Origin of the sequence: Acinetobacter lactucae (assembly GCF_013344765.1) — a bacterium.
Lineage (GTDB): Bacteria > Pseudomonadota > Gammaproteobacteria > Pseudomonadales > Moraxellaceae > Acinetobacter > Acinetobacter lactucae_A.
Map to the genome: position 1 here is coordinate 1 of NZ_JABVBF010000002.1, position 23,064 is coordinate 23,064.

The 23,064-nt window shown below is 39.8% G+C and carries 23 protein-coding genes and 1 pseudogene; 16 read left to right on the forward strand and 8 right to left on the reverse strand.

Annotation, left to right across the window (positions count from 1 at the left end; translation table 11 throughout):
- The 8 genes from HUN22_RS00375 to HUN22_RS00410 all read left to right on the forward strand — a co-directional run.
- On the forward strand, positions 1-124 hold a 124-nt coding region (locus HUN22_RS00375), incomplete at its 5' end, for a hypothetical protein (RefSeq protein ID WP_174726094.1).
- The gene (locus tag HUN22_RS00380; protein WP_174726095.1) at positions 121-1,164 is read left to right on the forward strand and encodes a lysozyme inhibitor LprI family protein; all 1,044 of its coding nucleotides are present in this window, start codon (positions 121-123) and stop codon (positions 1,162-1,164) included. The genes HUN22_RS00375 and HUN22_RS00380, both read left to right, overlap by 4 nt.
- Before the next feature lie 294 nt (positions 1,165-1,458).
- Entirely contained in the window at positions 1,459-1,989 is a 531-nt protein-coding gene (locus tag HUN22_RS00385; protein ID WP_174726139.1) for a CHAP domain-containing protein, read from the forward strand.
- A gap of 133 nt (positions 1,990-2,122) precedes the next feature.
- Positions 2,123-3,922 carry an excinuclease ABC subunit UvrC gene (gene uvrC, locus HUN22_RS00390; protein WP_174726096.1) on the forward strand — a complete coding sequence of 600 codons (1,800 nt, stop codon included), beginning with the start codon at positions 2,123-2,125 and terminating at the stop codon, positions 3,920-3,922.
- 121 nt (positions 3,923-4,043) lie between these two features.
- Positions 4,044-4,838 carry a thioesterase family protein gene (locus HUN22_RS00395; protein WP_174726097.1) on the forward strand — a complete coding sequence of 265 codons (795 nt, stop codon included), beginning with the start codon at positions 4,044-4,046 and terminating at the stop codon, positions 4,836-4,838.
- Between the two features lie 118 nt (positions 4,839-4,956).
- Positions 4,957-5,544, forward strand: coding sequence for a CDP-diacylglycerol--glycerol-3-phosphate 3-phosphatidyltransferase (gene pgsA / locus HUN22_RS00400; protein ID WP_002114808.1), 588 nt, complete (start codon positions 4,957-4,959; stop codon positions 5,542-5,544).
- 126 nt (positions 5,545-5,670) lie between these two features.
- Positions 5,671-6,525 carry a methylated-DNA--[protein]-cysteine S-methyltransferase gene (locus tag HUN22_RS00405; RefSeq protein WP_174726098.1) on the forward strand — a complete coding sequence of 285 codons (855 nt, stop codon included), beginning with the start codon at positions 5,671-5,673 and terminating at the stop codon, positions 6,523-6,525.
- Positions 6,522-7,133 carry an alpha-ketoglutarate-dependent dioxygenase AlkB family protein gene (locus HUN22_RS00410; RefSeq protein ID WP_174726099.1) on the forward strand — a complete coding sequence of 204 codons (612 nt, stop codon included), beginning with the start codon at positions 6,522-6,524 and terminating at the stop codon, positions 7,131-7,133. Before HUN22_RS00405 ends, HUN22_RS00410 begins: the two co-directional genes overlap by 4 nt.
- A 194-nt stretch (positions 7,134-7,327) precedes the next feature.
- On the opposite strand, the gene HUN22_RS00415 is transcribed toward HUN22_RS00410, so the two are convergent.
- Entirely contained in the window at positions 7,328-8,101 is a 774-nt protein-coding gene (locus tag HUN22_RS00415) for an IclR family transcriptional regulator (RefSeq protein WP_016142387.1), read from the reverse strand.
- 367 nt (positions 8,102-8,468) lie between these two features.
- Here HUN22_RS00415 and HUN22_RS00420 point away from each other — a divergent pair.
- The 4 genes and pseudogenes from HUN22_RS00420 (at position 8,469) to HUN22_RS00435 (ending at position 11,930) form a co-directional block, all read left to right on the forward strand.
- Positions 8,469-8,600: pseudogene (locus HUN22_RS00420) on the forward strand (hypothetical protein).
- Positions 8,591-10,690 (forward strand): FUSC family protein, encoded by a 2,100-nt coding sequence (locus HUN22_RS00425; protein ID WP_174726100.1) that lies wholly within the window; start codon positions 8,591-8,593, stop codon positions 10,688-10,690. The pseudogene HUN22_RS00420 and the gene HUN22_RS00425 overlap by 10 nt, the downstream one beginning before the upstream one ends.
- Positions 10,683-10,889, forward strand: coding sequence for a DUF1656 domain-containing protein (locus HUN22_RS00430; RefSeq protein ID WP_174726101.1), 207 nt, complete (start codon positions 10,683-10,685; stop codon positions 10,887-10,889). The genes HUN22_RS00425 and HUN22_RS00430 overlap by 8 nt, the downstream gene beginning before the upstream one ends.
- 39 nt (positions 10,890-10,928) lie before the next feature.
- Positions 10,929-11,930: an HlyD family secretion protein gene (locus HUN22_RS00435; RefSeq protein ID WP_016144157.1), complete on the forward strand. Its 1,002-nt coding sequence runs from the start codon at positions 10,929-10,931 to the stop codon at positions 11,928-11,930.
- A gap of 42 nt (positions 11,931-11,972) precedes the next feature.
- Here the strand turns inward: HUN22_RS00435 and ruvX are convergent, their stop codons facing one another.
- From ruvX to recN, 3 genes are all read right to left on the reverse strand, one after another.
- Positions 11,973-12,413 carry a Holliday junction resolvase RuvX gene (gene ruvX, locus HUN22_RS00440; protein WP_002115066.1) on the reverse strand — a complete coding sequence of 147 codons (441 nt, stop codon included), beginning with the start codon at positions 12,411-12,413 and terminating at the stop codon, positions 11,973-11,975.
- A complete protein-coding gene (locus tag HUN22_RS00445; protein WP_002114753.1) occupies positions 12,413-12,967 on the reverse strand; it encodes a YqgE/AlgH family protein in 555 nt (184 codons plus the stop codon). Before HUN22_RS00445 ends, ruvX begins: the two co-directional genes overlap by 1 nt.
- 123 nt (positions 12,968-13,090) lie before the next feature.
- Positions 13,091-14,758, reverse strand: coding sequence for a DNA repair protein RecN (recN, locus tag HUN22_RS00450; protein WP_002115135.1), 1,668 nt, complete (start codon positions 14,756-14,758; stop codon positions 13,091-13,093).
- Positions 14,759-14,872: 114 nt separating this feature from the next.
- Between recN and HUN22_RS00455 the strand changes: the two genes are divergently transcribed.
- The 4 genes from HUN22_RS00455 to HUN22_RS00470 all read left to right on the forward strand — a co-directional run bounded on the left by HUN22_RS00455 (position 14,873) and on the right by HUN22_RS00470 (position 18,387).
- On the forward strand, positions 14,873-16,183 hold the full coding sequence (locus tag HUN22_RS00455) for a tetratricopeptide repeat protein (protein WP_174726102.1): 1,311 nt from the start codon (positions 14,873-14,875) through the stop codon (positions 16,181-16,183).
- Between the two features lie 76 nt (positions 16,184-16,259).
- Positions 16,260-16,586, forward strand: a complete 327-nt coding sequence (locus HUN22_RS00460) for a pyrimidine/purine nucleoside phosphorylase (RefSeq protein ID WP_002115102.1) — start codon at positions 16,260-16,262, stop codon at positions 16,584-16,586.
- A gap of 101 nt (positions 16,587-16,687) precedes the next feature.
- Complete coding sequence (rlmB, locus tag HUN22_RS00465) at positions 16,688-17,437, forward strand: 23S rRNA (guanosine(2251)-2'-O)-methyltransferase RlmB (protein WP_005079348.1); 750 nt, start codon at positions 16,688-16,690, stop codon at positions 17,435-17,437.
- 35 nt (positions 17,438-17,472) lie between these two features.
- Positions 17,473-18,387, forward strand: a complete 915-nt coding sequence (locus HUN22_RS00470; RefSeq protein WP_174726103.1) for a DMT family transporter — start codon at positions 17,473-17,475, stop codon at positions 18,385-18,387.
- Here HUN22_RS00470 and coaE read toward each other — a convergent pair.
- From coaE to pilB, 4 genes are read right to left on the reverse strand one after another with little or no spacing between them, the layout of a single operon-like run.
- Complete coding sequence (gene coaE / locus HUN22_RS00475) at positions 18,384-18,980, reverse strand: dephospho-CoA kinase (protein ID WP_174726104.1); 597 nt, start codon at positions 18,978-18,980, stop codon at positions 18,384-18,386. The two genes, HUN22_RS00470 and coaE, sit on opposite strands and share 4 nt — an antisense overlap.
- A 1-nt stretch (position 18,981) precedes the next feature.
- Positions 18,982-19,842 (reverse strand): prepilin peptidase, encoded by an 861-nt coding sequence (locus HUN22_RS00480; RefSeq protein ID WP_174726105.1) that lies wholly within the window; start codon positions 19,840-19,842, stop codon positions 18,982-18,984.
- Positions 19,842-21,068 (reverse strand): type II secretion system F family protein, encoded by a 1,227-nt coding sequence (locus tag HUN22_RS00485; protein ID WP_174726106.1) that lies wholly within the window; start codon positions 21,066-21,068, stop codon positions 19,842-19,844. Before HUN22_RS00485 ends, HUN22_RS00480 begins: the two co-directional genes overlap by 1 nt.
- 27 nt (positions 21,069-21,095) lie before the next feature.
- The gene (gene pilB / locus HUN22_RS00490) at positions 21,096-22,808 is read right to left on the reverse strand and encodes a type IV-A pilus assembly ATPase PilB (protein WP_174726107.1); all 1,713 of its coding nucleotides are present in this window, start codon (positions 22,806-22,808) and stop codon (positions 21,096-21,098) included.
- Positions 22,809-23,064 lie beyond the last annotated feature (256 nt).

Sequence of the window (23,064 nt, forward strand, 5' to 3'; positions counted from 1 at the left end):
GAATAGTACTTTATTTAAAATTTTAGGTGAATTTTATATTAATTATTGGGATGATAATACAACTGGTAAATATATACCTTTATTGTACTTAATAAATTTAAAAATTTGCGTGGAATATAAATGAATACGGTGATGAAACAAGCTTTAGTAATAACTACATTCAGTGCAGCAGTAATATTGACTGGATGTGGTAAATCTAAGCCAGAGCCAAAATCAAAAACAGAAAAAGTTGAGGTAGTTTCGGATTGGAGTTGTACACACCCTGAGAATTTAAATCAGATTCAAACTTCTTTGAAAAAAGAATATTTGAAGCAAATTGAGCGTAGCTTAAGACAAAGTCAATATCAGGTTGATGCAGATATTCTTAATAAAATTAATCAAGGTTTGAAGTTTGAAATTAAAAATATCCGCACTTTACCATTAGAAGACGAAAGCCAAAAAAATACACAATTAAGTTGTGAAAGCCAATTGGTCATTTCACTGCCGAAAGGTTTACAAAAACGTGCGGAAAATGCATATATTGAAGAGCTGCGTCATTCTGATGAAGAATCGCAGACGCTCAATGACTATTTTTCGGATAATGAATCATCTTTGACTCTTGAAAATGACCAATTGAAAGGTGACTTTTTCTATAACATCACAAAAACAGATAAAGAGGGTTTGGTGTTTGACTTGCCAACTCAAAATAGTGTGATTGAAGGATTGGTTTTTGTTGCCACTAAAGCTGTGCAATATGCAGCCTATGTTAAAGAAAATGAGTTGATTGAAGAAAATATTGAAGAAAATCAGCAAATATCTGAACAAAATAATGAAGAGCAGACTGCTTTGGCTCAGGAAGCGATGGATGTTCGTAAAAAAGAATTGGATAGTGACAAAGCGAAGCAAGTGGGACGCTTAAATCAGACTTGGGACAAATTGAGTGCTGAGAAAAAAACTCAATTTAAACAAGATCAATCGGATTGGTTTAAAAAACGTGATGTTGAATGTAAGGTGCTGGCACAAAAGACTGTAGATGAAATTCCTGAAAAAGACTTAGAAACTTACCAAAAGCAATCCGATTATTGGACTGCTGATATGCGTAAGCAAAACCAAGAGATGCAATATACTCAGTGCTTTATTCAAAAAACTGTAGAGCGTACAGTTTATTTAAATAATTTAAATTAATCTGGAACTCTCTATAAATACTTGGTCAATCGTGTTTTAAAATGGATGGGATTGACCAATTATAGGTAATTACTCTGACTTTATGAGTGAGAGCTTTAACCCAGTAATTATAGATAAATGAATAGTTTTATTACGCCCGAAAGGGCGTTTTTTATGCTGTACAGTACTTAATATATTTTGTGACTCACTTCACAGTGCTGGCAATTTGTTACAACTATTAAAAGCCAATAGGCAATTTTGATTCTACAATGGCGCGGTTTTTTCGAAGACTGGTTAGCGGAAGTAGGTTTTAAAATGGCTCATGCTCATCACGCAGTTCATGCACATGTTCATCATATCGAAGAGAGAAAAGAAGAAAGCTCTCAAGATGATTTAAAAATGAAAGTGATGTTAAGACAAGCAGCTTCGTCGACTGAAAAACATAAAAAAACTGATGTGAAAAGTCATCAATCTGAAGATCAAAATATTAATTTGCACAAGTTCTCAAGTAAGCTTGAAAGTATATCTGCCAACCATAGTAAAGAGAAATGCGCGAAAAATATCCGTATTGCTCTACAAGCGGCTGGAGCAGATGTTTCTAAGCATCCTGTAGCTGCTTCTGATTGGGGGCAAACACTGGAAAAGAATGGTTATAAGAAAATTAAACCTGCTTTCAACCGTCCACAAGAAGGCGATATTTATATTATTGAGCGAACAAGTGGCCACACTTATGGTCATATTGCAGGCTATACAGGCAATGGTTGGTTCTCGGATTTTCGTCAAAAAACCTATGCGGTGTATAAAGAAAAAGACGTTAAATATAGTTACTATCGTCTAGACTCTTAAGCAAGTACGACACAATTTGTCGGGCCATATCTAAATCTGTTTCCAAATTTATGTTCTGGCACAGTAAAGCACTTGAAAAGTAGGAGTGAAAACATCACATTAGGTATTCAGTATTAAGCCATGCATGCCAATAGTGAATCAAAACGCTCGTCCTCATATTGAAAAAATTTTAGCCAACATGACCCAACTTCCAGGTGTTTACAAAATGCTAGGGAAGGAGGGTGAATTGCTATATGTTGGCAAAGCAAAAAATCTAAAAAATCGGGTGTCGAGTTATTTTGTTAAAAAGATTGAGCATCCTAAAACACAAGCTTTAGTTGCGCGAATTTATGATATTGAAACTTTGGTTACTCGTTCAGAAACTGAAGCTTTACTCTTAGAACAAAACTTAATTAAACAACATCGTCCGCCTTATAACATTATGCTGCGGGACGATAAATCATATGTCTATATTTTTGTTTCGGCTGATAAGCCTTATCCTCGGCTTGCCAGTGGGCGTGGTAAAGGTAAGCACCAAATTGGTAAGTTTTTTGGCCCGTACCCAAGTGCCTATAGTGCACGCGATACATTACTGGTTTTACAAAAACTTTTTAATGTGCGTCAGTGTGAAAATAGCTATTTCTCACAGCGCAAGCGTCCATGTCTGCAATATCAAATCAAGCGTTGTTCGGCCCCTTGTGTAGGTTTAATTTCACCCGAAGATTATAAAGAAGACGTTAATAATAGTATTCGCTTTTTGCAAGGTGATACCAAAGAGCTTAACCAAGAGCTCATTGCCAAAATGGAACAAGCAGCGGCTGAGCTCGAATTTGAAAAAGCTGTTTTTTACCGTGATCGTTTATCTTTACTGCGTGAAGTTCAAGCGCAACAAGCCGTGTTTAAAGTCAAAGGTGAAGCGGATATTCTGGCAATCGCATATCAGGCAGGTGTGATATGCGTGCAAATTATGTATGTACGCAATGGGCGAATGCTAGGTGGAAAAAGTTACTTCCCAGACATGCTCGGTGATGATCTTGGGCAAATGCTCAGTGATTTTATGGCGAACTTTTACTTTCAGGTTGCAGATGAAGTTCCCAATGAGCTCATCGTAAATATTGCTTTGCCTGACGGTAAAGAATTAGAAGAAGCACTGGCACAACAGTTTGGCAAAAAAGTTCAGATTAAGAGTAATGTTCGAGAAACTCGTGCCGAGTGGCTAGAGTTAGCTGAAATGAATGTTCAACATGCCATTAAGGGGCAATTGAGTAATCATTTAGAACTTAATGAACGTTTCCATCAGTTAGAGCAAGTGGTGGGAAGACCTGTCGATCGTATTGAATGTTTTGATATTAGTCACACCATGGGGGAAGCTCCAATTGCCTCATGTGTTGTGTTTGACCAAGGAGGCGCTCGTAAGCGTGACTATCGCCAGTTTGCGATTCAAGACATTACTGCAGGCGATGACTATGCTGCTATGCGTCAAGCCTTAACACGCCGTTATAAAAAGGCCATATTGCCTGATTTGCTGTTGATTGATGGTGGTAAAGGCCAGCTCCATATGGCGATGGAGGTCATGCAAGAGCTTGGATTAGACGCTTTTATGGTGGGTGTATCTAAAGGTGAAGGGCGTAAACCCGGACTTGAAACCCTGCATTTTACCGATGGCACAAAAATCCAGTTACCGGAAGACCATAAGGCATTGCATTTGATTCAGCAGGTGCGTGATGAAGCCCATCGTTTTGCGATTACCAAACATCGTGCTAAACGTGATAAACGCCGAAGTACCTCAGTTTTGGAAGCAATTCCGGGCCTGGGACCAAAGCGCCGTCGAGATTTATTAACTCATTTTGGTGGGATCCAAGGTGTTTTAAAAGCATCTGAAAAAGAGCTCACTCTTGTGCCTGGTTTTGGTGAGATGATGGCGAGAACGATTTATAAAATTCTGCATGAATAAAGGTACCTTTTTATGCCGAGTGACCAAATAGTTGGCATATAAGTACAAGAATGATCATTCACATTCTCTTTAAAATGATGAAAGATGTTTCATCAAGAGTCAGAGTGCTTTAGGGAAGTGAATGTCATTACTGCAATTATTTGAAGAAATAAAACAAAAGGAATGTATTGAAATACCTGAAGGGTGGTTACAGGGGCGAACCGTTTTTGGTGGTCTTGTCGCTGGATTACTCATGCAAAAGGCCTGCTGCAATATTCAAGATCCAAATAAAAGATTACTAAGCTGTAGTATTACTTTTGTGGGCCCTGTACAGCAGGGACCTGCTCAATTGACTATCGAAATTTTAAGAGAAGGGAAGTCGGTCACTACGCTTGAAACGCGTTTATGGCAAGATGGGGCGGTACAGACCATTTTGGTTGCGAGCTTTGGTGTGCCTCGTGCATCGAATATTGAAGTGCGACATGAGCCTATCGTTCCAGTTTATGCACCACCAGAAGATTTACAACCTATTCCTTTTGCTAGACAAATGCCAGAATGCTATCAACATTTTGATGTATGCTGGGCAGAAGGTCACTATCCTGTTACAGGAAGTCAGTATGCTGACTTTGGAGGATGGTCAAGGTTTTCTCCAGAGAAGCATGAAAATCGTCAAATGACTTTGCCAGATTTAATTGTTTTGATGGATATTTGGCCACCTGGTGTATTGCCGATGTTTAAGCAAGTTGCTCCTGCAAGTTCTTTAACTTGGCACATTACCTATGTCCATCCGTTCCAACATCAATTGTGTGACTGGTTTAAATATAAAGTGATAACTGAATATGCGGGTGAAGGTTATTCCACGGAATATGCCCATCTTTGGGACCAAAATGATCATTTAATTGCAATTTTACGGCAAACTGTTACGGTATTTACTTAAGCAGTCTACTTCCTCGATTCATATATTTCGTATAAAGTGGCTGTTACAGATAGATACAATATTGAAGAAAGTATTTTTGTCTGTTACAAGATGCTTGAAGACTTAATTGGCGGTGTTTATGACCACAGGGCGAATCCTGAATATCCCAAATATCCTAACGTTGGCGCGTATCGCGCTTATTCCTGTATTTTTGGTGATTGCGTATTGGCCGCCTGCAATGGGTATTGGTGAGCATGAAGGAAGTATGAGTCGTCATATTATCTTGACGGCTATTTTTGTGTTTGCTGCTATTACCGATTGGTTTGATGGCTATTTGGCACGAACTTTAAACCAGACTTCAGCATTTGGCCGTTTCTTAGATCCAGTTGCAGATAAGCTCATGGTGGCGGCCGCACTGATTGTTTTAGTACAGTGGAATCCAACCATTTCAATGGCTTTTGCAGCAATTGTGATTATTTCGCGAGAAATTACGGTTTCTGCTTTACGTGAATGGATGGCAGAACTTGGCGCACGAACCAGTGTAGCCGTATCAACTGTAGGTAAATATAAAACAGCCTTTCAGATGATTGCCATTAGTGTGTTCTTACTCAATTGGCAGCCTTTAGAAATGCTTGCCTATGCTTTGTTATATACAGCGGTCATTTTAACTTTATGGTCTATGTTTATTTACCTCAAAGCAGCTTGGCCTTATTTAAAGCAGCCTTAAGCTCAAATTGAATGATGAAGCCTTTCTACAATGAAAGGCTTTTTTATTTTTGAAGAGTGCAAGAATCGGGTCGTCATAGGGCTTTGGTTGCTTTAATGTAAGATATAAGTGCTAAGGAGGTGACATATGCAAATGCTTTCTTCTCGGCAATTTGCTGTAATTGCCACTGTAATTGAATATTTATATGAACATCTGGACCAGCAACCCAGTCTAGACGATGTTGCGAGCCATATGAATTTAAGTTCAGGTTACATCCAACGTCAGTTTCAAGAATGGGTAGGGATCAGTCCGAAAAAATTCGTTCAATATATGAGTTTGCAGCAGGCTAAATATTATCTGTTGCAACAACGGAGTCTATTGGAAACTGCGTTAAATACGGGTTTATCTGGTACTGGCCGTTTACACGACCTGTTTATTCAGCTTGAAGGGATGACACCCGGTGAATATAAACAGCAGGGCGAAGGCGTTATTCTTAATTATTCGGTTGAGACAAGCCCATTTGGTGAGTTGTTAGTGGTCAGTAGTGAAAAAGGCATATGCTCTATTCGATTTATCGAAACTCACGAGAATATTGAACAACTAATTAAGCAGTGTTTTCCAAAAGCTCAATTGAAAAATCACTCACCGATTTGGCATCAACAAATTGCAAAGTGGTTCAAGCAAGATTTTTCAGAACATTTACAGCAAAAACTTCCACTTAATTTGGCTGGAACCCCATTTCAGCTACAAGTATGGGAAGCCTTGCTCACCATTCCAGAAGGGCAACTTCGGACTTACCAAGATATTGCAGAGCAAATTGGCAAACCTAAAGCAGTCAGAGCCGTAGCTACAGCAATTGGGCAAAATCCGATTGCATATTTGATTCCTTGCCATCGAGTGATCCGTGCCACAGGGATGGTCGGAGAATACCATTGGCAAAAAGGGCGTAAATTGGCATTGTTAGCTTGGGAGATGTCAAAGCAACATGGAGAGACCGTATGACCTTGGATTTATTTTCTCCAGAGCCTTGTGAGAATTTATTACCCTACGATGGTGAAGTTCAGGACTATGGTTGTATTTTAAGCCCTGAAGAAGCTGAACAATATTTTCACTATCTTTATCAACACCTCGCATGGAAACATGACGAGGCTAAGTTGTATGGCAAACACTTTATTACAGCCCGAAAAGTTGCATGGTATGGAGATAATTATTATCAATATAAATATTCGGGTGTCATTCGTGATTCTTTGCCTTGGGATCGAGCGCTTGCCAAACTCAAACAATTGGTAGAACAGCAGCTTTCAGAAAAATTTAACTCCTGCTTGGCAAACCTTTATGAAGATGGAACACAAGGGATGGCTTGGCATAGTGATTCGGATGTTTCTTTAGCAAAAACCACAACGATTGCATCTTTAAGTTTTGGAGCTACCCGTAAATTTTCTTTTAAACACATTCAAAGTAAAGAGAAAGTTGAATTGTGGCTACAACCTGGCCAACTCATCGTGATGCGTGGTGAAACGCAACAACATTGGCAACATCGTTTAAATCGCTCAACAAAGATTTTACAGCCGCGTATTAATCTTACTTTTAGGCAGTTTCAGTTTTCATGACTTTCATTAAAAATTGGGCAAGAAAAAAGCCCATGATGGCAACATGAGCTTATTCCTCTGAGGGGGATACTTCTATTGATGAGCTGCTGATGAAAAGAATCATCAATAGGAGATAAAATCATAATATGAGAATATTCTGAGATATTCAATGTTTTAAAGTGTAAGAAAAGTTTAAATTATCATAAGGAGGGGTTTTAGATTTCACCTTTTTCAGATAACTCCATAAAACGTTGTTCAATAAGTGCAGCATTTTCTTGCAAAATTTCAATGAGCTTTTCAACGTTTAAAAAATCAAAACGATTTTTAGAGGCAACTAAGGTCAAAGCTAAAGGTACTTCTTTGGTTGAAAATCGAACAGGAACAGCAAGGCCTGAAACATTCGGATCAATCTCACCTTGTGAGAAATAAAACCCTTGTTTTTTGATTTTACGCATACGCTGAATAAAACTCGGTTCATCTTCAGCAAAACCTGATTGCTTTAATTCTTGTTGGTAACGGTGGTAGTAGTCCTGCATCCTTTGTTTACTTAAATGCGAAACCATTGTTTTTGGAGATGATCCAACGTAAATCGGTCTTGGGCAACCTCGGCCATATGAAAGTAATTCGGTGTCTTTAAATATTTCATGATGTATATCAATACAATAGTCATCATTTAAATAAGTAAGTAAACAGCACAGTTCGGTACGTTCTACAATATTTCGCATAAACGGTGTGCTGATCTGAACCAGTGGGTCGGTTGTTCTAGAGATATAGTCAAGAACTGCAATTTTTGAGCCTAAGGTATAATCGCCAGAGGTTCCATTAATACGTTTTAATAGATCGGCTGATACTAGCTCTTTGAGGTAACGGTAACTCGTTGGTTTGGACAAGCCAAGTTCTTCGCAAATAATATCGACGTTAATGATTGGACGCGAAACTGAAAATAGGTCCAGTACGGTTAAAATTTTGCCAAAACTTGAAATTGCCATAATGTCTTGTTCGTATCCTTTAACAACGAGTCATCTTTGAGTTTTTATAACAGAAAAAAAGAAGATTTGTCGCAATTCTAAAATAAATGCCTGATTTGAGTATTTTACTCTGACAAAGAGAAAACTTCTCTTGGCTTATACATCATATACGATAATTAAAAAATATATCAAATTATCAAATAGAGATATTTTAGTTGACTAAATCGCTTTATTTTGAAAAAATTGCCAAACAAAATATCTAATCGAGAAATTGGTCGGTTCCAGATTGATTTCTTGATACCTCTTCTTTCCAAAGCTTGGCCGTTTAAATGGCGCCCAAACTGAAATCATCTCTGCCAATCAGGCGAGATGTGGAAAAATCATTGTATTGAAGGATGCTCCTCATATCATTTGCTTATAAGCAAATGGCAAAGTTGTGTTGTCTTTAGAAAGGCAATCAAACATTGAAGGGCATGCTCATCAGTTCAAATCTGTATTTGAGATGAGTTCATGTTATTAAAGCAAATACTGGCGTTCCGCCCGAGTAGGCTTGATCTGATCTTTGCCTTAAAAACATTTATTGCCGGAATGTTGGCACTATTTGTTTCTTTTGAATTAGATCTAATTAATCCGATGTGGTCGATTGGCACGGTTCTGATTATTGCTAATCCATATTCAGGAATGGTGTCCTCTAAATGTGTCTATCGAGTGGTAGGGACAATTGGCGGAGCTGTGATTGCCTTAACCCTAACGCCACATCTAATTAATACACCTTGGATATTTACCGTGGTGTTGTCGTTGTGGGTGGGTTTTGCGCTTTATGTGTCGTTACTTGATCGTACTCCACGTAGTTATGCTTTTATGCTGGCGGGTTATTCGACAGCCATGATCGTCTTCAATGCAATTACTTATATTGATCAATACAATATATTTGATATTGCTTTAGCTCGAGTCATAGAAATCTCAATTGGCGTGATTTCAAGTGCTGTGGTTTCTGCCACGATTCTTCCAATGCATATTGGCTCGGCAATTAAACAGCGGGTGATCAAAACCCTAAAAGATACAGAAAATCTGTTTGCTAATTTATTAAATACAGATTCGCAGCAGAACAATACTCAGCTTTTGGCTGCCATTACTCGCGACACTACAGACATTCATGCCTTGGCAGTACATTTGAGCTATGAAAAGGGCGAACTGCATGGCATGACCAAACCCTTGCAAGAAATGCTCCATCAAATATCAATGGTGGTGGCTAATCTGGTCGCTTTATCTGAGCGTATTAAGCAGCTTCAAGAACTTCGGTTTATCGAGACACATGCGGAAAAATTGCAACAGCTTTCAGCTCATGTTGTTCAGTTTTTAGAGCAAAAAGATCTGATTGTTGATGAAAATATTTTGCAGTTGCCTGATGAGTTTGAAAGTGATTTTGCAAGTTTGATGGAATCGGCTTCTACACATCAACAAGTTTTGGTTGCAGCCATGAAAATGGATGTGCGCCATTTCATTAGCAATGTTTTAGCGGTTAAAGTCTTGTGGCAGCGAATTCAGCAAGGTAATAAAGAAATTCCCGACAACATTACCCCAATGACGACCAAATATCCAAGTTTACACCGTGATCATGGTGTGGCTATTCGAGGGGGCATTAGTGCAGTCCTGATTACATTTATTGTGACTGGGGTCTGGATTATTTCAGGCTGGAAAGCTGGATTTATGATGGCACAAATGGGTGCAGTAACAGCCTGTATTTTAACGGCCTTAGATAACCCTGTTCCGGTTTTGCGTATTTTTATCTGGGGCAGTATTGCTTCAGCAGTTTTAGTCTTCGTTTATGCATTTGGTATTTTCCCTCATGTCACCACATTCTGGGAACTTGGACTGGTTTTATTGCCGATGTTCCTGTTTGCTGTATCTATGATGGCCAATCAAATGCTTATGCCGGTAGGTATGGTGTTGGGTATTAATACCATGATGGGGCTAAACCTGCACAATGCTTATAGCATGGATGCGGTGTCTTATCTTGATAGTTCATTCGCCATGATCTTGGGTGTTTTAGTGTCCTTGATTGTCATTGACGTTGTTCGTGCCATGTCACCGGATACAAGTGCAAGCCGTATTTTAGCCTTGCATTATCGTGCCATGCGACAAGCGATCTATCTGCCATATGGACTTGATTTTAAAGTTCATCTACGCAGTATGCTAGATCGGATTGGGATTCTAAACAGCAAAATGGTGCAGTCTGACGAGATTAAAACTTCAATTCATCAGGCCCTGATTGAGTCGAGTAGTATTGTCGATTTAAGCCGATTACAAGAGTTAGCCAATCAGTTCCCTCAATCATCCGAACTTACTCAGCATATTGGTCATTTGCAACAAAATCTGGATGAGCTGTTTAGAGCCAAAGAAAATGATGGAAATGATACGACAGCTTTAGTAGAGCAAATCTACCGAGCGTTATTTGAATTAAAACAGCTTGCTTCAAATGTTGAAGATATGACGATGCGACAAAGACTACTCATTTCACTGAACAATATTGCTTATAGCATGTGCCATGTTTCATCAGAGCAAATGAATGAAAGCAGCACTCTGAGAGGAGCCACAGCAAATGGGTGAGTTTAATGTTTATGGTATTTACGTGCCTTCTTTGCTCGTTCAAGCACTCTTGGCATATATCTGTTTTCGTGGGTTAACCCCTTTGACAAACAAGTTAATTGCAAAAGGCTGGATTGCTTTACCTAGTATTTTCAATTTGTGTTTTTACCTGTTACTACTTTTGGTAATACATCAAATTTTTGTTGGGGTTGGTGTGTAGAGATGTTTGCGAAATTAAAGATTGAGTTAGGTGAGTGAAATGAATCAGGTGGATTTGAAAAAAGTCATCCGTCCAGTAATTTTGATTGTCGCATTAATGGTGGCGGTCTATACCATTGTGCATTTGTGGAACTACTATAATGCGGCGCCGTGGACCCGCGATGGGCGCGTTCGTGGTGACGTTATCCAAGTATCTTCGGATGTTGCGGGCCTTGTCACAGAAGTATTGGTTCAAGATAACCAGACTGTGAAAAAAGGTCAGGTGCTCTTTAAAATTGATGTTTCTCGCCGAGCTTTAGACGTAGAACAGGCAAAATCTGATTTAGCAAAAGCAAAAGCAGCCTTTGCCCAAGCACAAGCTGGTTTGGCACAAGCAAAAGCGAACCTGATTAAATCAGATACGAATATTAAGTTAGCCGAGAAAAACGCAAGCCGCTATTCAAACCTCATGGATGGTGCCATCTCTAAACAAGAACAAGATCAAGTTTTCGCAACACGTGATCAATCTCACGCTGAACATGAGCAACTCCAAGCTGCTATTCAACAAGCGGAAGCAACTGTTAAGCAACAACAGGCTCTCATTGAAGCGGCAACGAGCAATTTGCATTTGGCCGAGCTTAATATGCATCGTGCTGCGGTGGTTGCCCCAGCTGATGGTACTTTATCTAACTTTGATATGCGCCCGGGTAATTATGTACAAGTCGGGCAGGCGGTTGCAGCATTACTTGACCGTAAACAACTCTATGTTGTGGGTTATTTTGAAGAGACTAAATTAAACCGTATTCATGTCGGCGATCAGGCCAGTGTACAGTTAATGGGTGATAGCCAAAAAATTAAAGGCCATGTACAAGGTATTGCATCGGGTATCGAAGATCGTGAACGCTCAAGCAGTTCTAAACTTCTTGCCAATGTAAATCCAACGTTCAGTTGGGTTCGTTTAGCGCAGCGTGTGCCTGTAAAAATCGTATTGGATGAAACACCAAAGAACCAGCTTGCTTTCGTCTCTGGACGTACGGCAACTGTGCATATTATCGAGAAATAAAACGAGAACTAAAAAGGAAGGCTTTAGCCTTCCTTTTTAATATTACGGGGTTAAACCGACCGGATTTCGATACCAACTTTGAATGAGTAAGGCTGCTGCAAAACTATCTGCAGAAAGTTTTTTTGCTCGACCTTGCTCTTGGTAGAAACCGAGTTCTTCTCGTGCTTCACGTGTAGTTAGACGCTCATCTACCATTAATGTTTCAATATTGGTTTGATGGCGTAAACGTCTCGCAAATTTGCGGGCACGTGTAGAAAGTTCTGACTCGCTATCATCCATATTCAAAGGCAAACCAACCAAAAATAGATCAGGTTGCCATTCTTTCACGATTTTTAAGAGCTGATCCCAGTTTGGAATACCATCTTTCATCACAAATAGAGGGAGGGGATTGGCACTTTCAATTGAAGACTGACCAATCGCCATTCCCATTTTTTGAGTACCAAAGTCAAAAGCCATAATCGATTTTGATTGTGTTTCGGTCATTAAGCATGTCCGATTTCAGATGCTAACCATGCACGATCTACACCGATTTTTTTATAGGCTGCATCCCAACGATCGTCATAAGGCAGGTTAAAAATCAGATCCATATCGGCATCACAAATGAGCCAGTCACCGCGCGTAATTTCATCTTCTAACTGGTTTTTACCCCAGCTCGCATAACCTAAAGCAATTTGATATCGACCGACACCTTCATTGTGGGCAATCGCATCAAGAATATCTTTACTGGTAGTAATACAAACATTTTCACCTACAGCAATAGATGAATGCCATGTCGGTTGTCCAGTATGAAGAACGAATCCAGCCTCGGGACGTAATGGCCCACCTTGTAAAACCACATGTGGATTTACATTGTCTGCTTCAATGTCGAGATCATTGAGTAATTCTTTAATTTGAATGCCGGAAGGGCGGTTAATAATAATGCCTTGAGCACCTTCTTCATCATGACGAGCAAGATAAATTACAGTGTTTGCGAAAAAGTCATCTGCCATTTCTGGCGGGGCAATCAGACAACGGTGAGTCAGATATTGTTTGGTCACCTAAGCGGTTCTCCCTCAAAAAATGTCACTAGAGGGTCTCTCGACCCTTTTATCTATATAGGTTCTTTTTATCAACATACAAGAGTTAATCGGATTTCGCCAATCTTTTTCTCTCATTTTTTATTAATTTGAAGAAGCCTGAAATTTAAGTTGGCGTAATTGTTTTGCGTGTTGCAAGGTTGTTTCATTAATTTCAACACCGCCTGACATGCGAGCTAACTCAAAAATGATTTGATTTTCGTCTAGTTCCACAATTGTACTGCTTGCCGGATCAGTTTGTTGCTTTTTAACTAATAAATGCTGATCTGATTGTGCAGCAACTTGTGCCTGATGGGTAATACATAAAAGTTGAACATGTTGGGCTAAGTCGGCAAGTAAACGTCCCACAACTTCTGCGGTTCCACCACTAATCCCGACATCAATTTCATCAAACACTAACACTTCTGCTTCGGTTTTTTCAGCGTTCATGACTTGCATAACTAACGCAATACGTGAAAGTTCACCACCTGAGGCTACTCGTGCTAATGGTTGAGGAGGAATACCCTTATTGGCAGTAAATAATAGTTGAATAAAACTCAAACCTTCAGCGGTAGGTTGCTCTAATGGTTCAAACTTAAACTCAAAGTGTGCCTCTGGTAACGCTAAAGGCTTCACTTGTTCAGTTAATTGCTTCGCAAGAGGAGCGGCAGCTTCACGACGAATATTGTCTAAATGCTGAGCTTTTTCTAAGAACTCCTCATGCGACTTTTCAACTTGTTCTGCCAATGTTTCTGGGTCTTCAAGTTGATGTAATTGCTCAAGCTCACTTTGCCAAGCTTCATATTCTTCTTTAAGTGTTTCTGGTTGAGTGCGGTATTTACGTGCCAGACGGTGGAAAACTTCCAACTTGGAATTTAGTTCTTCCATTCGCTCTGGATCAAAACTTTGACGATCAATAAATTGACGCAAGTTTGCTGTTGCATCATCTATTTCACTTTGAGCATTCAGTAAAGAATTATAAATCTCGGAAAGTTGTTCGCTACGGCCCGCGTGGGATTCTAATCTACGAATAATCGAAGACATTTCTTGAGTAATGTTTTGCTCAGCTTCATCAAGCACATTTAGGCTATAGCTACAATCTTGCATGATATGTTCATGATGACTAAGGCGATCGAACTCTTGCTCAATTTCTTTATAGTCAGTTTGAATGACCTCTTCGAGCTCTTCAATTTGATGCTCTAAAGTACCAATACGTTGCAGTCGGGTTGCTTGTGCATCTAAGGCTGCTTGATGCAAACGAATAGTACGTTGCCATGTGCTATAGGCTTCACGTACATCATTTGCTTCAGCATAAAAATTGTTATAACGATCTAGCCAATGCTTTGGATAAGGTGGTTCAAGCAGCTGCTGCTGGCTGTGCTGACTATAGAGCTGAACCAGCAAACGGCCTAATTCTTTGAGTTCAGATAGACTACTTGGGCGTCCATTGACCCATGCTTTACTACGGCCAGTTGCAAAAATAACCCGACGTAAATGAATTTCCCCAGAATCATCATCTAGCTCGTGGTCTTGGAGCCATTTTGCTTCAGGACTATTATTTTGATAGGTAAAAACAGCGGTAATATCCGCTTTGTCCGAACCATAACGGACATAATTTGTATCTGTACGTTCCCCTAGGCAGGCAGAGAGTGCATCCAATAATAATGATTTTCCGGCACCTGTTTCGCCTGTTAGAACATTAAATCCTTGTTCTATATCAATAGCCAAATGATCAGCTAATGCAAAATTAATTAAAGTTAAATGTGTGAGCATAAACGCATCCAACGCGCCAAATTATGGGTTAAAGATAGAGAAGTTTTGAATTTGCTACAAGTGATCTATTATTCTAACTGAAATTATAGAACAGCAAGATTACGGATATTTACAATGAAAAAAACATTAAGCTTACCGAAACCACCAATAGGAATGATTAGCCGCCATAAAAAAAACAATCCTGCGGAAATGAATAAAATTTTAAATCAACATTTTAATGCATTTAAACAAGCGGCAGCACAAGGGAATTATGCCAAAGCTTATCAACATGTTAAACAAGCTGTTAGCTTAGTTCCTAAGCATCCGGGAGCTTTATCTGACTTGGCTTATACCGAATTACGCTTAGGTCGTTATAACGAAGCCTATCAGCATTATTTACAAGCGATTCGGGCAAGTGGATCTAACGTAAATACAAACTTATATGATGGTCTTACAGAAGTTTGTCATCATTTAAAGAAAAAAGAAGAAACAATCAAATTTGGACGCTTGGCAATTTCAACCAAAAAAGAATTAGCGAAGAGCGAACCTGTTTTGGCAATTCCAGATCAAGCACCATCAGCATTTAGTGCAAACCCTGAAGAAAATATTATTGCTTTTTCATTGTTTGGGGCAAACCCCCGCTATTGTGAGACCTCTATTTTAAATATTCAGCTAGCCAAACAGATTTACCCAGAATGGACGTGTCGATTTTATGTCGATGATACTGTGCCAGTACTGGTGCAACAGCGTTTAAAAGAGAAGGGCGCGCAAGTTATTCAGGTTACAGACTCTCAAAAACAGCTATCTGGTCTGTTTTGGCGCTTTTTGGTGATGGATGATCCGACAATTAAGCGTTTTCTGATACGTGATGCCGACTCCATTGTCTCGCATCGTGAAAAAGCAGCTGTAGATGCTTGGCTCAAGAGTGATAAATGGTTTCATTTAATGCGCGATAATTATTCTCATACTGAGCTAATTTTGGCGGGTATGTGGGGTGGATGTACGGGGATTTTTCATAATATTGAAGCACATATCAGGGATTATGTTGCCACTGGACGTTATTTGGATAATCGGGTGATGGATCAACATTATTTGCGCTACTGTATTTGGCCGACTTTAAAACAAAGTGTGCTTATACATGACAGTCAGCAATTTGACTCAGAGGCTATCAATTTTCCAGCTTACGATCTGGCGTTAATGCAAAATGACAGTGAAAATTTTCATGTAGGAATGAATGACGGTTCACCAATAATTGCGACAGCAGTTGCCCATCCAACTGCACAGAGAGTTTGTTGGGTGCTCTTAGATGAAAATCAGGTCGAAGTTTGCAGATATGATGCAATTGTGTCGAATAGTCGAAATATTGAGATTAACTTACCTTATGCTTTTGCCAAAAAAATTCAGGCACAGCAGTGGAAATTACAAGTCTATCCGTATGAAAACTGATTGATTAGTTATTTAGGCACAATTAAACTACATTCAACATAATTTATATAAATACGGCATTATCTGGAGAGTGTGCATGAGTTCAACCCAATTTGATCATGTAACGGTCATCAAAAAATCAAATGTTTATTTTGGTGGAGCATGTATCAGCCATACCGTGCAATTTGAAGATGGAACGAAAAAAACACTAGGTGTTATTTTGCCGACTGAGCAAGCTTTAACTTTTGAAACCCATGTTCCTGAACGTATGGAAATTATTTCAGGTGAATGCCGTGTAACAATTGCGGACAGTAATGAAAGTGAGTTGTTCCGTGCAGGTCAATCATTTTATGTGCCTGGCAACAGTCTTTTTAAAATCGAAACTGATGAAGTGCTCGATTACGTGTGCCATTTAGAAGGCTAAGAAATTCCTGTTTAAATCGGGTACACTATGCCCAAAGAAATCCTGTGAAGTTGGCTTTGCAGGATTTTTATTTTTTGCTCAAACGTTGTTAGAGGTCATGCATGGCAAAACCGGAATATTATTATGGCGTTCATTCAGTGGAGTCATTGTTAGAACTTGAGCCGGAACGTGTGCTAACCCTGTTTACTTTAAAAGGACGGGATGACCAGCGTTTGCAAAAGATTTTGCAATTAGCAGAGCCTTTTGGAATTAGTGTACAAAAAGCAAGCCGTGATAGTCTCGAAAAGCTTGCTGGTCTACCATTTCATCAAGGTGTGGTTGCAGCAGTACGTCCGCATCCGACTTTAAATGAAAAAGATCTAGATCAGATCTTGGCTGAAACGCCAGATGCTTTATTGTTGGCATTAGATCAGGTGACAGACCCGCATAACTTAGGGGCTTGCATCCGTACAGCTGCTGCAATGGGTGTACAAGCAGTGATTGTGCCTCGTGATCGTTCGGCAAGTTTAACGCCAACTGCTCGTAAAGTTGCAGCGGGTGGGGCCGAGAAAGTTAAATTTATTCAAGTCACAAATTTAGCTCGTACATTAGCCCATCTGAAAGAAACGACTCATACACGTGTGATTGGCACTATGCTTGATGAAAGTGCAATGCCAATTCAAAAATGTGATTTCTCTGGTCCAGTCGTGATTGTGATGGGAGCCGAAGATACAGGTTTACGCCCAATTACACAGGCACAATGTGATCATAAAGTGTATATTCCGATGTCTGGAAATTTACAGAGCCTAAACGTAAGTGTGGCAACAGGTATGGCCCTTTATGAGGCTTGCCGTCAGCGTTCTGAGGTATAATCTAGCTGCCTTTCTAGTTTTTAAGCAGTCTTGATATGTCTCCCCGTAAGCAAGGTTATTTCTTTGTATTGGTGACCATGTGCATTTGGGGCGGGTTTACACTTTTTGCCCGTTTAAATGCACAGTGGCATATCAGTGCTTGGGACATTGCTGCCCTGCGTTTTGCTATCGCCTTTCTAATTTTAATGCCCATTTTAATCTATAAAAAAGATCTCGCTTTTTTATGGAGTAAGCATGCGGTTATTTTGGCGCTTATTGGCGGGGTCATTTATTGTCTTACCGTCTACACCGCGTTTCTCTATGCTCCCGCTGCACATGCTGCTATTTTTTTAAATGGTTGTATTCCCATTTGTACTGCTATTGCAGCATACATTTTATTTAGACAACCATTTGATAAGCATACATGGGTGAGTTTGGCAATAATGATCGCTGCCTTGGCTCTCATGAGTGTTTTGATGTTGCAAGGCAATGCTTCTGCTTTTGGCGTGGGTGATTTACTTCTTTTTATTAGCGCGATTTGGTGGGGCATTTTCACTGTATTACTTAAACAGTGGAAGCTTTCCGCATGGCACTCTATGGCAAGTGTTGCGATTTGGTCTGCAATTATTTATTTACCCATCTATGCTTTATTTTTGCCTAAGCACTTCATGAACGTTAGTCCTGTCCATCTGGCAGTGCAGGGCATTTTCCACGGTGTGTTTGTCGTTATTATTGCAACTTTGACTTATGTAGCAGCGATTCAGCGACTTGGTGCTTTTAAAACGGGAAGTATTGTCACTTTGGCGCCGTTTATTGCCGCCATTGTAGCTGTCCCTTTACTCGGTGAGTCATTAAGTCCATCAATTATAGTGGGCTTGGTTGGAATGGGAATCGGTGCCTTACAACCTTGGCGCTGGTTTCGACAAGATAGCTTGGCACAAAAGATTCAGCAGCAAAACAAGCAAGATTAGTTTGCACGTTTCAAATAGCTTTGATGTAAAGGCTCTAATTGCTGATATAAATGTTCGAGTAATCCGTCATTAAACACAATGTCATTGGCAAGTTCACGTTTACGCTCGCGTGGCATTTGTGCTGCAATAATTTTCTGGATTTGTTCTTGATTTTGCCCATCACGTTGGCTTGCACGCTGAATTTGAGTTTGTTCACTCGCATCAACTAATAGAGTGTGATTAACCAATTCATGCTGATTGGTTTCAAAAAGTAGAGGTGAAACTAAAATCACATATGGACTTTTGGGATTTTGTAGCTGTTGAATAATAGATTGGCGAATGGCTGGATGCGTGATTTTTTCGAGTGTTTGTCTTGCTTCAGGATTTTGAAAAATATATTCACGTAGGGCACGACGGTCTAGATTGCCGTCGGATTGAAGCACCCAGTCTCCAAAAGTTTGTTGGATTTTTTGCAGGGCAGGTTGGCCTTTCTCAACCACTTCGCGAGCAACAATATCGGCATCGACGACTTGGATTCCTTGGGATTCAAACCATTGTGTTGCAGCAGATTTTCCACTGCCAATACCACCTGTGATTCCCAGAATAAAAGCCATCTTAACCTCCCAAGTAAATTTTCATAATCTGATCACCCCATAAAAAGGCAACCCAACCCGCAATGGCAATATATGGCCCAAAGGCAAAGGGCTGATTATCATTACGCAATTTTAGTAAAATGATGCCAATGATTGCACCAAGTAAAGATGACAATAGCACAATTAATGGCAGCATCAATGGTCCCATCCACGCGCCCAATGCGGCAAGCAATTTAAAGTCGCCGTAGCCCATACCTTCTTTGCCTGTAATCACTTTAAATAAGTAATACACAATCCAAAGGCATAAAAAGCCGATTAAATATCCCCAAATAGCTGAGTTAGGCGAAGTATAAATATTAAAGGTGTTAATGCCTAAACCAAGCGCAGCCAAAGGTAGGGTAAAGCGGTCAGGTAGCAGCTGAGTATCAAAGTCTATAAATGTTAAAGCAATTAAAATCCAAGTAAGGACTAGTCCCCAAAGCATTTGTAGGGTTGGGCCAAGCACCAAGACCACGACCAACGAACATGCCATTGTTAATAGTTCGATGGCTGGGTAGCGCATGCTAATTGCATGCTCACAATGCCCACATTTACCTTTTAAAACCAACCAACTTATGACAGGAATATTTTGATACCAGCGAATGGGCTGGTGACATTGGGGGCATGATGAAGCAGGCTTACTTAATGTCAGTTTTTCATGATCAATGATTGGTTGTTCGGGATTAAGCAACATTTGACATTCTTGCTGCCAATCTTGTTCCATCATTCTTGGGGTGCGATAAATTACCACATTCAGAAAGCTACCAATACATAGGCTCAATAGCGCAACTGCAATATAAAGTGCAGTTAAGTTTTGAATAAAATAAGCAATAATTTCTTGCATTATATGACTGAGCCCATTTGGAAAATTGGAAGATACATAGCAACAACCAGACCGCCTACGAGTACCCCTAAAATTGCCATGATTAAAGGTTCCATCATTGAGGTTAAACCATCAACGGCATTATCAACTTCATTCTCATAATAAGTGGCAACTTTATCGAGCATGCTGTCTAGTGCCCCAGATTCTTCACCAATTGCGACCATTTGTATAGCCATAGATGGAAAACGATTTGAAACACGCATTGCAAATTGGAGTTGTTGGCCTGTAGCAACATCTTCACGAATTTTCATGACGGCTTGTTCATAAATAACATTATTGGTTGCACCAGCCGTTGACTCAAGTGCATCAATGAGCGGAACACCAGCTGCAAACGTGGTGGCTAAAGTGCGGCTATAACGGGCAATAATTGCCTTGTAAACCAGATCACCAAAAATAGGTAATTTCAGGGTAAGTTTGTCTAAACCATCACGGAACTTTTTACTCCGCTTCTTGGCTTCCAGAAATGCGGCAATAATTGCTCCAATCACGATAATCATAATGAACCAGTATTCCTGCATCCATTTCGACATATTCACGACCATTTGGGTGAATGCAGGTAAATCTGCACCAAAAGAAGAAAACAGGTCTTGGAAAACTGGAACGACTTTAACCATCAAAATAATGGTAACAACCACAGCAACCACGATAACCGTTGCTGGATACTTCATAGCCTTCTTAATTTTCTGCTTAAGCAATTCACTTTTTTCTTTATAAATTGCCACGCGGTCTAACATGGTTTCAAGCGCACCAGATTGTTCGCCAGATTCTACAAGAGAGCAAAACAAGTTATCGAAGTGTTGAGGATACTTTCTTAAAGCTGAAGCAAAAGTACTACCACCTTCAACTTCACCTTTAATGCCAAGTACTACTTCACGCATGGCAGGATTTTCTAGACCCTCTGCTACAATTTCAAAGCCTTGTACCAGTGGTACACCTGCTTTCATCATCGTTGCAAGTTGTCGGGTAAAAATCGTGATATCAAGTGTTGATACTTTCTTCTTGAATAAACCTTCAAGAATATTTTTACGCTTTTCCCGAATATTGCGGACAGTTACCCCTTGTTTGCGTAGGGTGACTTTGGCTAAAGCCATATTCTTAGCCGGAAGTTCTCCCTTAATTTTGACACCCTTACGGTCAACCCCATCATAAGCAAAAGTCGGCATCATCTGTGCCTTTTTGACAGTCATGACATTATCCTTATTTTAAATTGTCTTTTATTCACTGGTCACGCGATTGACTTCCTGTAAAGATGTCACACCTTGCATAACCTTTTTTAATCCTGAGCGTCGAAGATTATTAAACCCCAGTTTTTCAGAAGCAGCAGCGATTTCTAAAGCGTTGCCATCTTCCATAATAATCTTGGAAATCTCAGATGTAACTTTCATCACCTCATAAATACCAACTCGACCTTTGTAACCCTCACGACACTCAGTACAACCCACTGGTTGAAAAACTTGAAAGTTAGGATGGGTTAGATCTTGTTCGGTAAAACCCATTTCTAATAGGCTTTGTTTAGGAATATCAGCAGGTATTTTACACTGTGGACATAATCGACGCGCCAAACGTTGAGCAATCACCAGATTGACGGATGTTGCGATATTAAAGGATGGAACACCCATATTACGTAGGCGAGTTAGTGTTTCTGGAGCACTATTAGTATGTAGTGTGGACATGACCATGTGCCCAGTTTGTGCAGCCTTAATCGCGATTTCAGCCGTTTCTAAGTCACGAATCTCACCGACCATAATAATGTCAGGGTCTTGACGTAAAAATGATTTAAGTGCGGCTGAAAAAGTAAGACCTACTTTGGGGTTCACGTTAACCTGATTAATGCCTTCAAGATTGATTTCGACCGGATCTTCGGCAGTGGAAATATTCGAACTTTCAGTGTTTAAAATATTTAAGCCTGTATATAAGGATACTGTTTTACCTGAACCTGTAGGACCGGTAATTAAAAGCATGCCTTGTGGCTTATCTAATGCTTCTAAAAAAAGAGCTTTCTGGTCTTCTTCATATCCTAAAGCATCGATTCCAAGCATCGCGCTCGATGGATCTAGAATACGCAGAACCAATTTTTCGCCAAATAATGTTGGAAGCGAGTTCACACGGAAATCAATGGCTTTAGTTTTTGAGAGCTTAAGCTTGATACGACCATCTTGAGGCACCCGTTTTTCAGAAATATCCATTTGAGACATGACTTTCAAACGTGAGGCTAAGCGGTTGGCCAATTGCAAAGGTGGATTTGCAATCTGGCGTAACACACCATCGACTCGATAACGAACCCGATATGATTTCTCATAGGGTTCAAAATGTAAATCTGAAGCTCCCATACGAATCGCATCAATGAGTAATTTATTAATATATTTAACAATAGGTGCTTCATCGCCTTGAGGTGTGTCCTCATCCTCCTCTTGTGAGGATGGAGCTTCCAGGTCTACCTCAAGATCAAACTCTTCATCACTAAACTCGAAGTTACTTTCTTCAGTAAATTGCTGCGTCAGAATTTTCTCAAGCTTATGGTGCTCGACAATAACTGGTTCAACCATTAACTTGCTATTGAAGCGAATGGCATCAATTGCTTCAATATTGCTCGGGTTACTGGTTGCTACATATAAAATCTGTCCTCTTTGTATAAGAGGTAAGACCCGATGTTTTAAAATCAGTTTCTGGTCGACCAAATCTTTAGGAATTTGGCTGGTATCGTAAACATCCAGATCAAAGTATGGTTCAGCAAATTCAATAGAAATTGTTTCAGCTAATAAAGAAGGGGAGAGATGAACCTCTTCAATCAGGTACGCAACAGTATCCCGCTTAGCTCTTTTTGCTGCATCTAATGCTGTTTGCATGGTCGCTGCCGACACATGTTTTTCTTCGACTAATCGCCGAAAAAACCCCGAAAATTTTGGAGATGTATGTATGACTGACATCTGCCTACCTGTACTCATATGTTTATAATTGGTATATAAAAAATTATACTTTTGTTATCTAAAATTACTACCTGAGAAAATGATGCTCTGGTCTTGATCTACTCGCCAAAGCTTGAACTGGTCGAAGTTTTTATCTATTAATTTTTGAAAGATGATTCTTTAGATTCAATAAAGTTTTATAACTGTTTTCAATGACTAGAAAAGATATGACCAAAGCCGTTAAAGAAAAGTATCTGAAATTTGCATAAATGCGTGT

Excerpts from the sequence above, each read along its gene's own strand:
- HUN22_RS00380 (WP_174726095.1), top strand. The coding sequence starts at position 121 with ATGAATACGGTGATGAAACAAGCTTTAGTAATAACTACATTCAGTGCA.
- HUN22_RS00385 (WP_174726139.1), top strand. The coding sequence starts at position 1,459 with ATGGCTCATGCTCATCACGCAGTTCATGCACATGTTCATCATATCGAA.
- HUN22_RS00395 (WP_174726097.1), top strand. The coding sequence starts at position 4,044 with ATGTCATTACTGCAATTATTTGAAGAAATAAAACAAAAGGAATGTATT.
- pgsA (WP_002114808.1), top strand. The coding sequence starts at position 4,957 with ATGACCACAGGGCGAATCCTGAATATCCCAAATATCCTAACGTTGGCG.
- HUN22_RS00405 (WP_174726098.1), top strand. The coding sequence starts at position 5,671 with ATGCAAATGCTTTCTTCTCGGCAATTTGCTGTAATTGCCACTGTAATT.
- HUN22_RS00410 (WP_174726099.1), top strand. The coding sequence starts at position 6,522 with ATGACCTTGGATTTATTTTCTCCAGAGCCTTGTGAGAATTTATTACCC.
- HUN22_RS00415 (WP_016142387.1), bottom strand. The coding sequence starts at position 8,101 with ATGGCAATTTCAAGTTTTGGCAAAATTTTAACCGTACTGGACCTATTT.
- HUN22_RS00425 (WP_174726100.1), top strand. The coding sequence starts at position 8,591 with ATGTTATTAAAGCAAATACTGGCGTTCCGCCCGAGTAGGCTTGATCTG.
- HUN22_RS00430 (WP_174726101.1), top strand. The coding sequence starts at position 10,683 with ATGGGTGAGTTTAATGTTTATGGTATTTACGTGCCTTCTTTGCTCGTT.
- HUN22_RS00435 (WP_016144157.1), top strand. The coding sequence starts at position 10,929 with ATGAATCAGGTGGATTTGAAAAAAGTCATCCGTCCAGTAATTTTGATT.
- ruvX (WP_002115066.1), bottom strand. The coding sequence starts at position 12,413 with ATGACCGAAACACAATCAAAATCGATTATGGCTTTTGACTTTGGTACT.
- recN (WP_002115135.1), bottom strand. The coding sequence starts at position 14,758 with ATGCTCACACATTTAACTTTAATTAATTTTGCATTAGCTGATCATTTG.
- HUN22_RS00455 (WP_174726102.1), top strand. The coding sequence starts at position 14,873 with ATGAAAAAAACATTAAGCTTACCGAAACCACCAATAGGAATGATTAGC.
- HUN22_RS00460 (WP_002115102.1), top strand. The coding sequence starts at position 16,260 with ATGAGTTCAACCCAATTTGATCATGTAACGGTCATCAAAAAATCAAAT.
- rlmB (WP_005079348.1), top strand. The coding sequence starts at position 16,688 with ATGGCAAAACCGGAATATTATTATGGCGTTCATTCAGTGGAGTCATTG.
- HUN22_RS00470 (WP_174726103.1), top strand. The coding sequence starts at position 17,473 with ATGTCTCCCCGTAAGCAAGGTTATTTCTTTGTATTGGTGACCATGTGC.
- coaE (WP_174726104.1), bottom strand. The coding sequence starts at position 18,980 with ATGGCTTTTATTCTGGGAATCACAGGTGGTATTGGCAGTGGAAAATCT.
- HUN22_RS00480 (WP_174726105.1), bottom strand. The coding sequence starts at position 19,842 with ATGCAAGAAATTATTGCTTATTTTATTCAAAACTTAACTGCACTTTAT.
- HUN22_RS00485 (WP_174726106.1), bottom strand. The coding sequence starts at position 21,068 with ATGACTGTCAAAAAGGCACAGATGATGCCGACTTTTGCTTATGATGGG.
- pilB (WP_174726107.1), bottom strand. The coding sequence starts at position 22,808 with ATGTCAGTCATACATACATCTCCAAAATTTTCGGGGTTTTTTCGGCGA.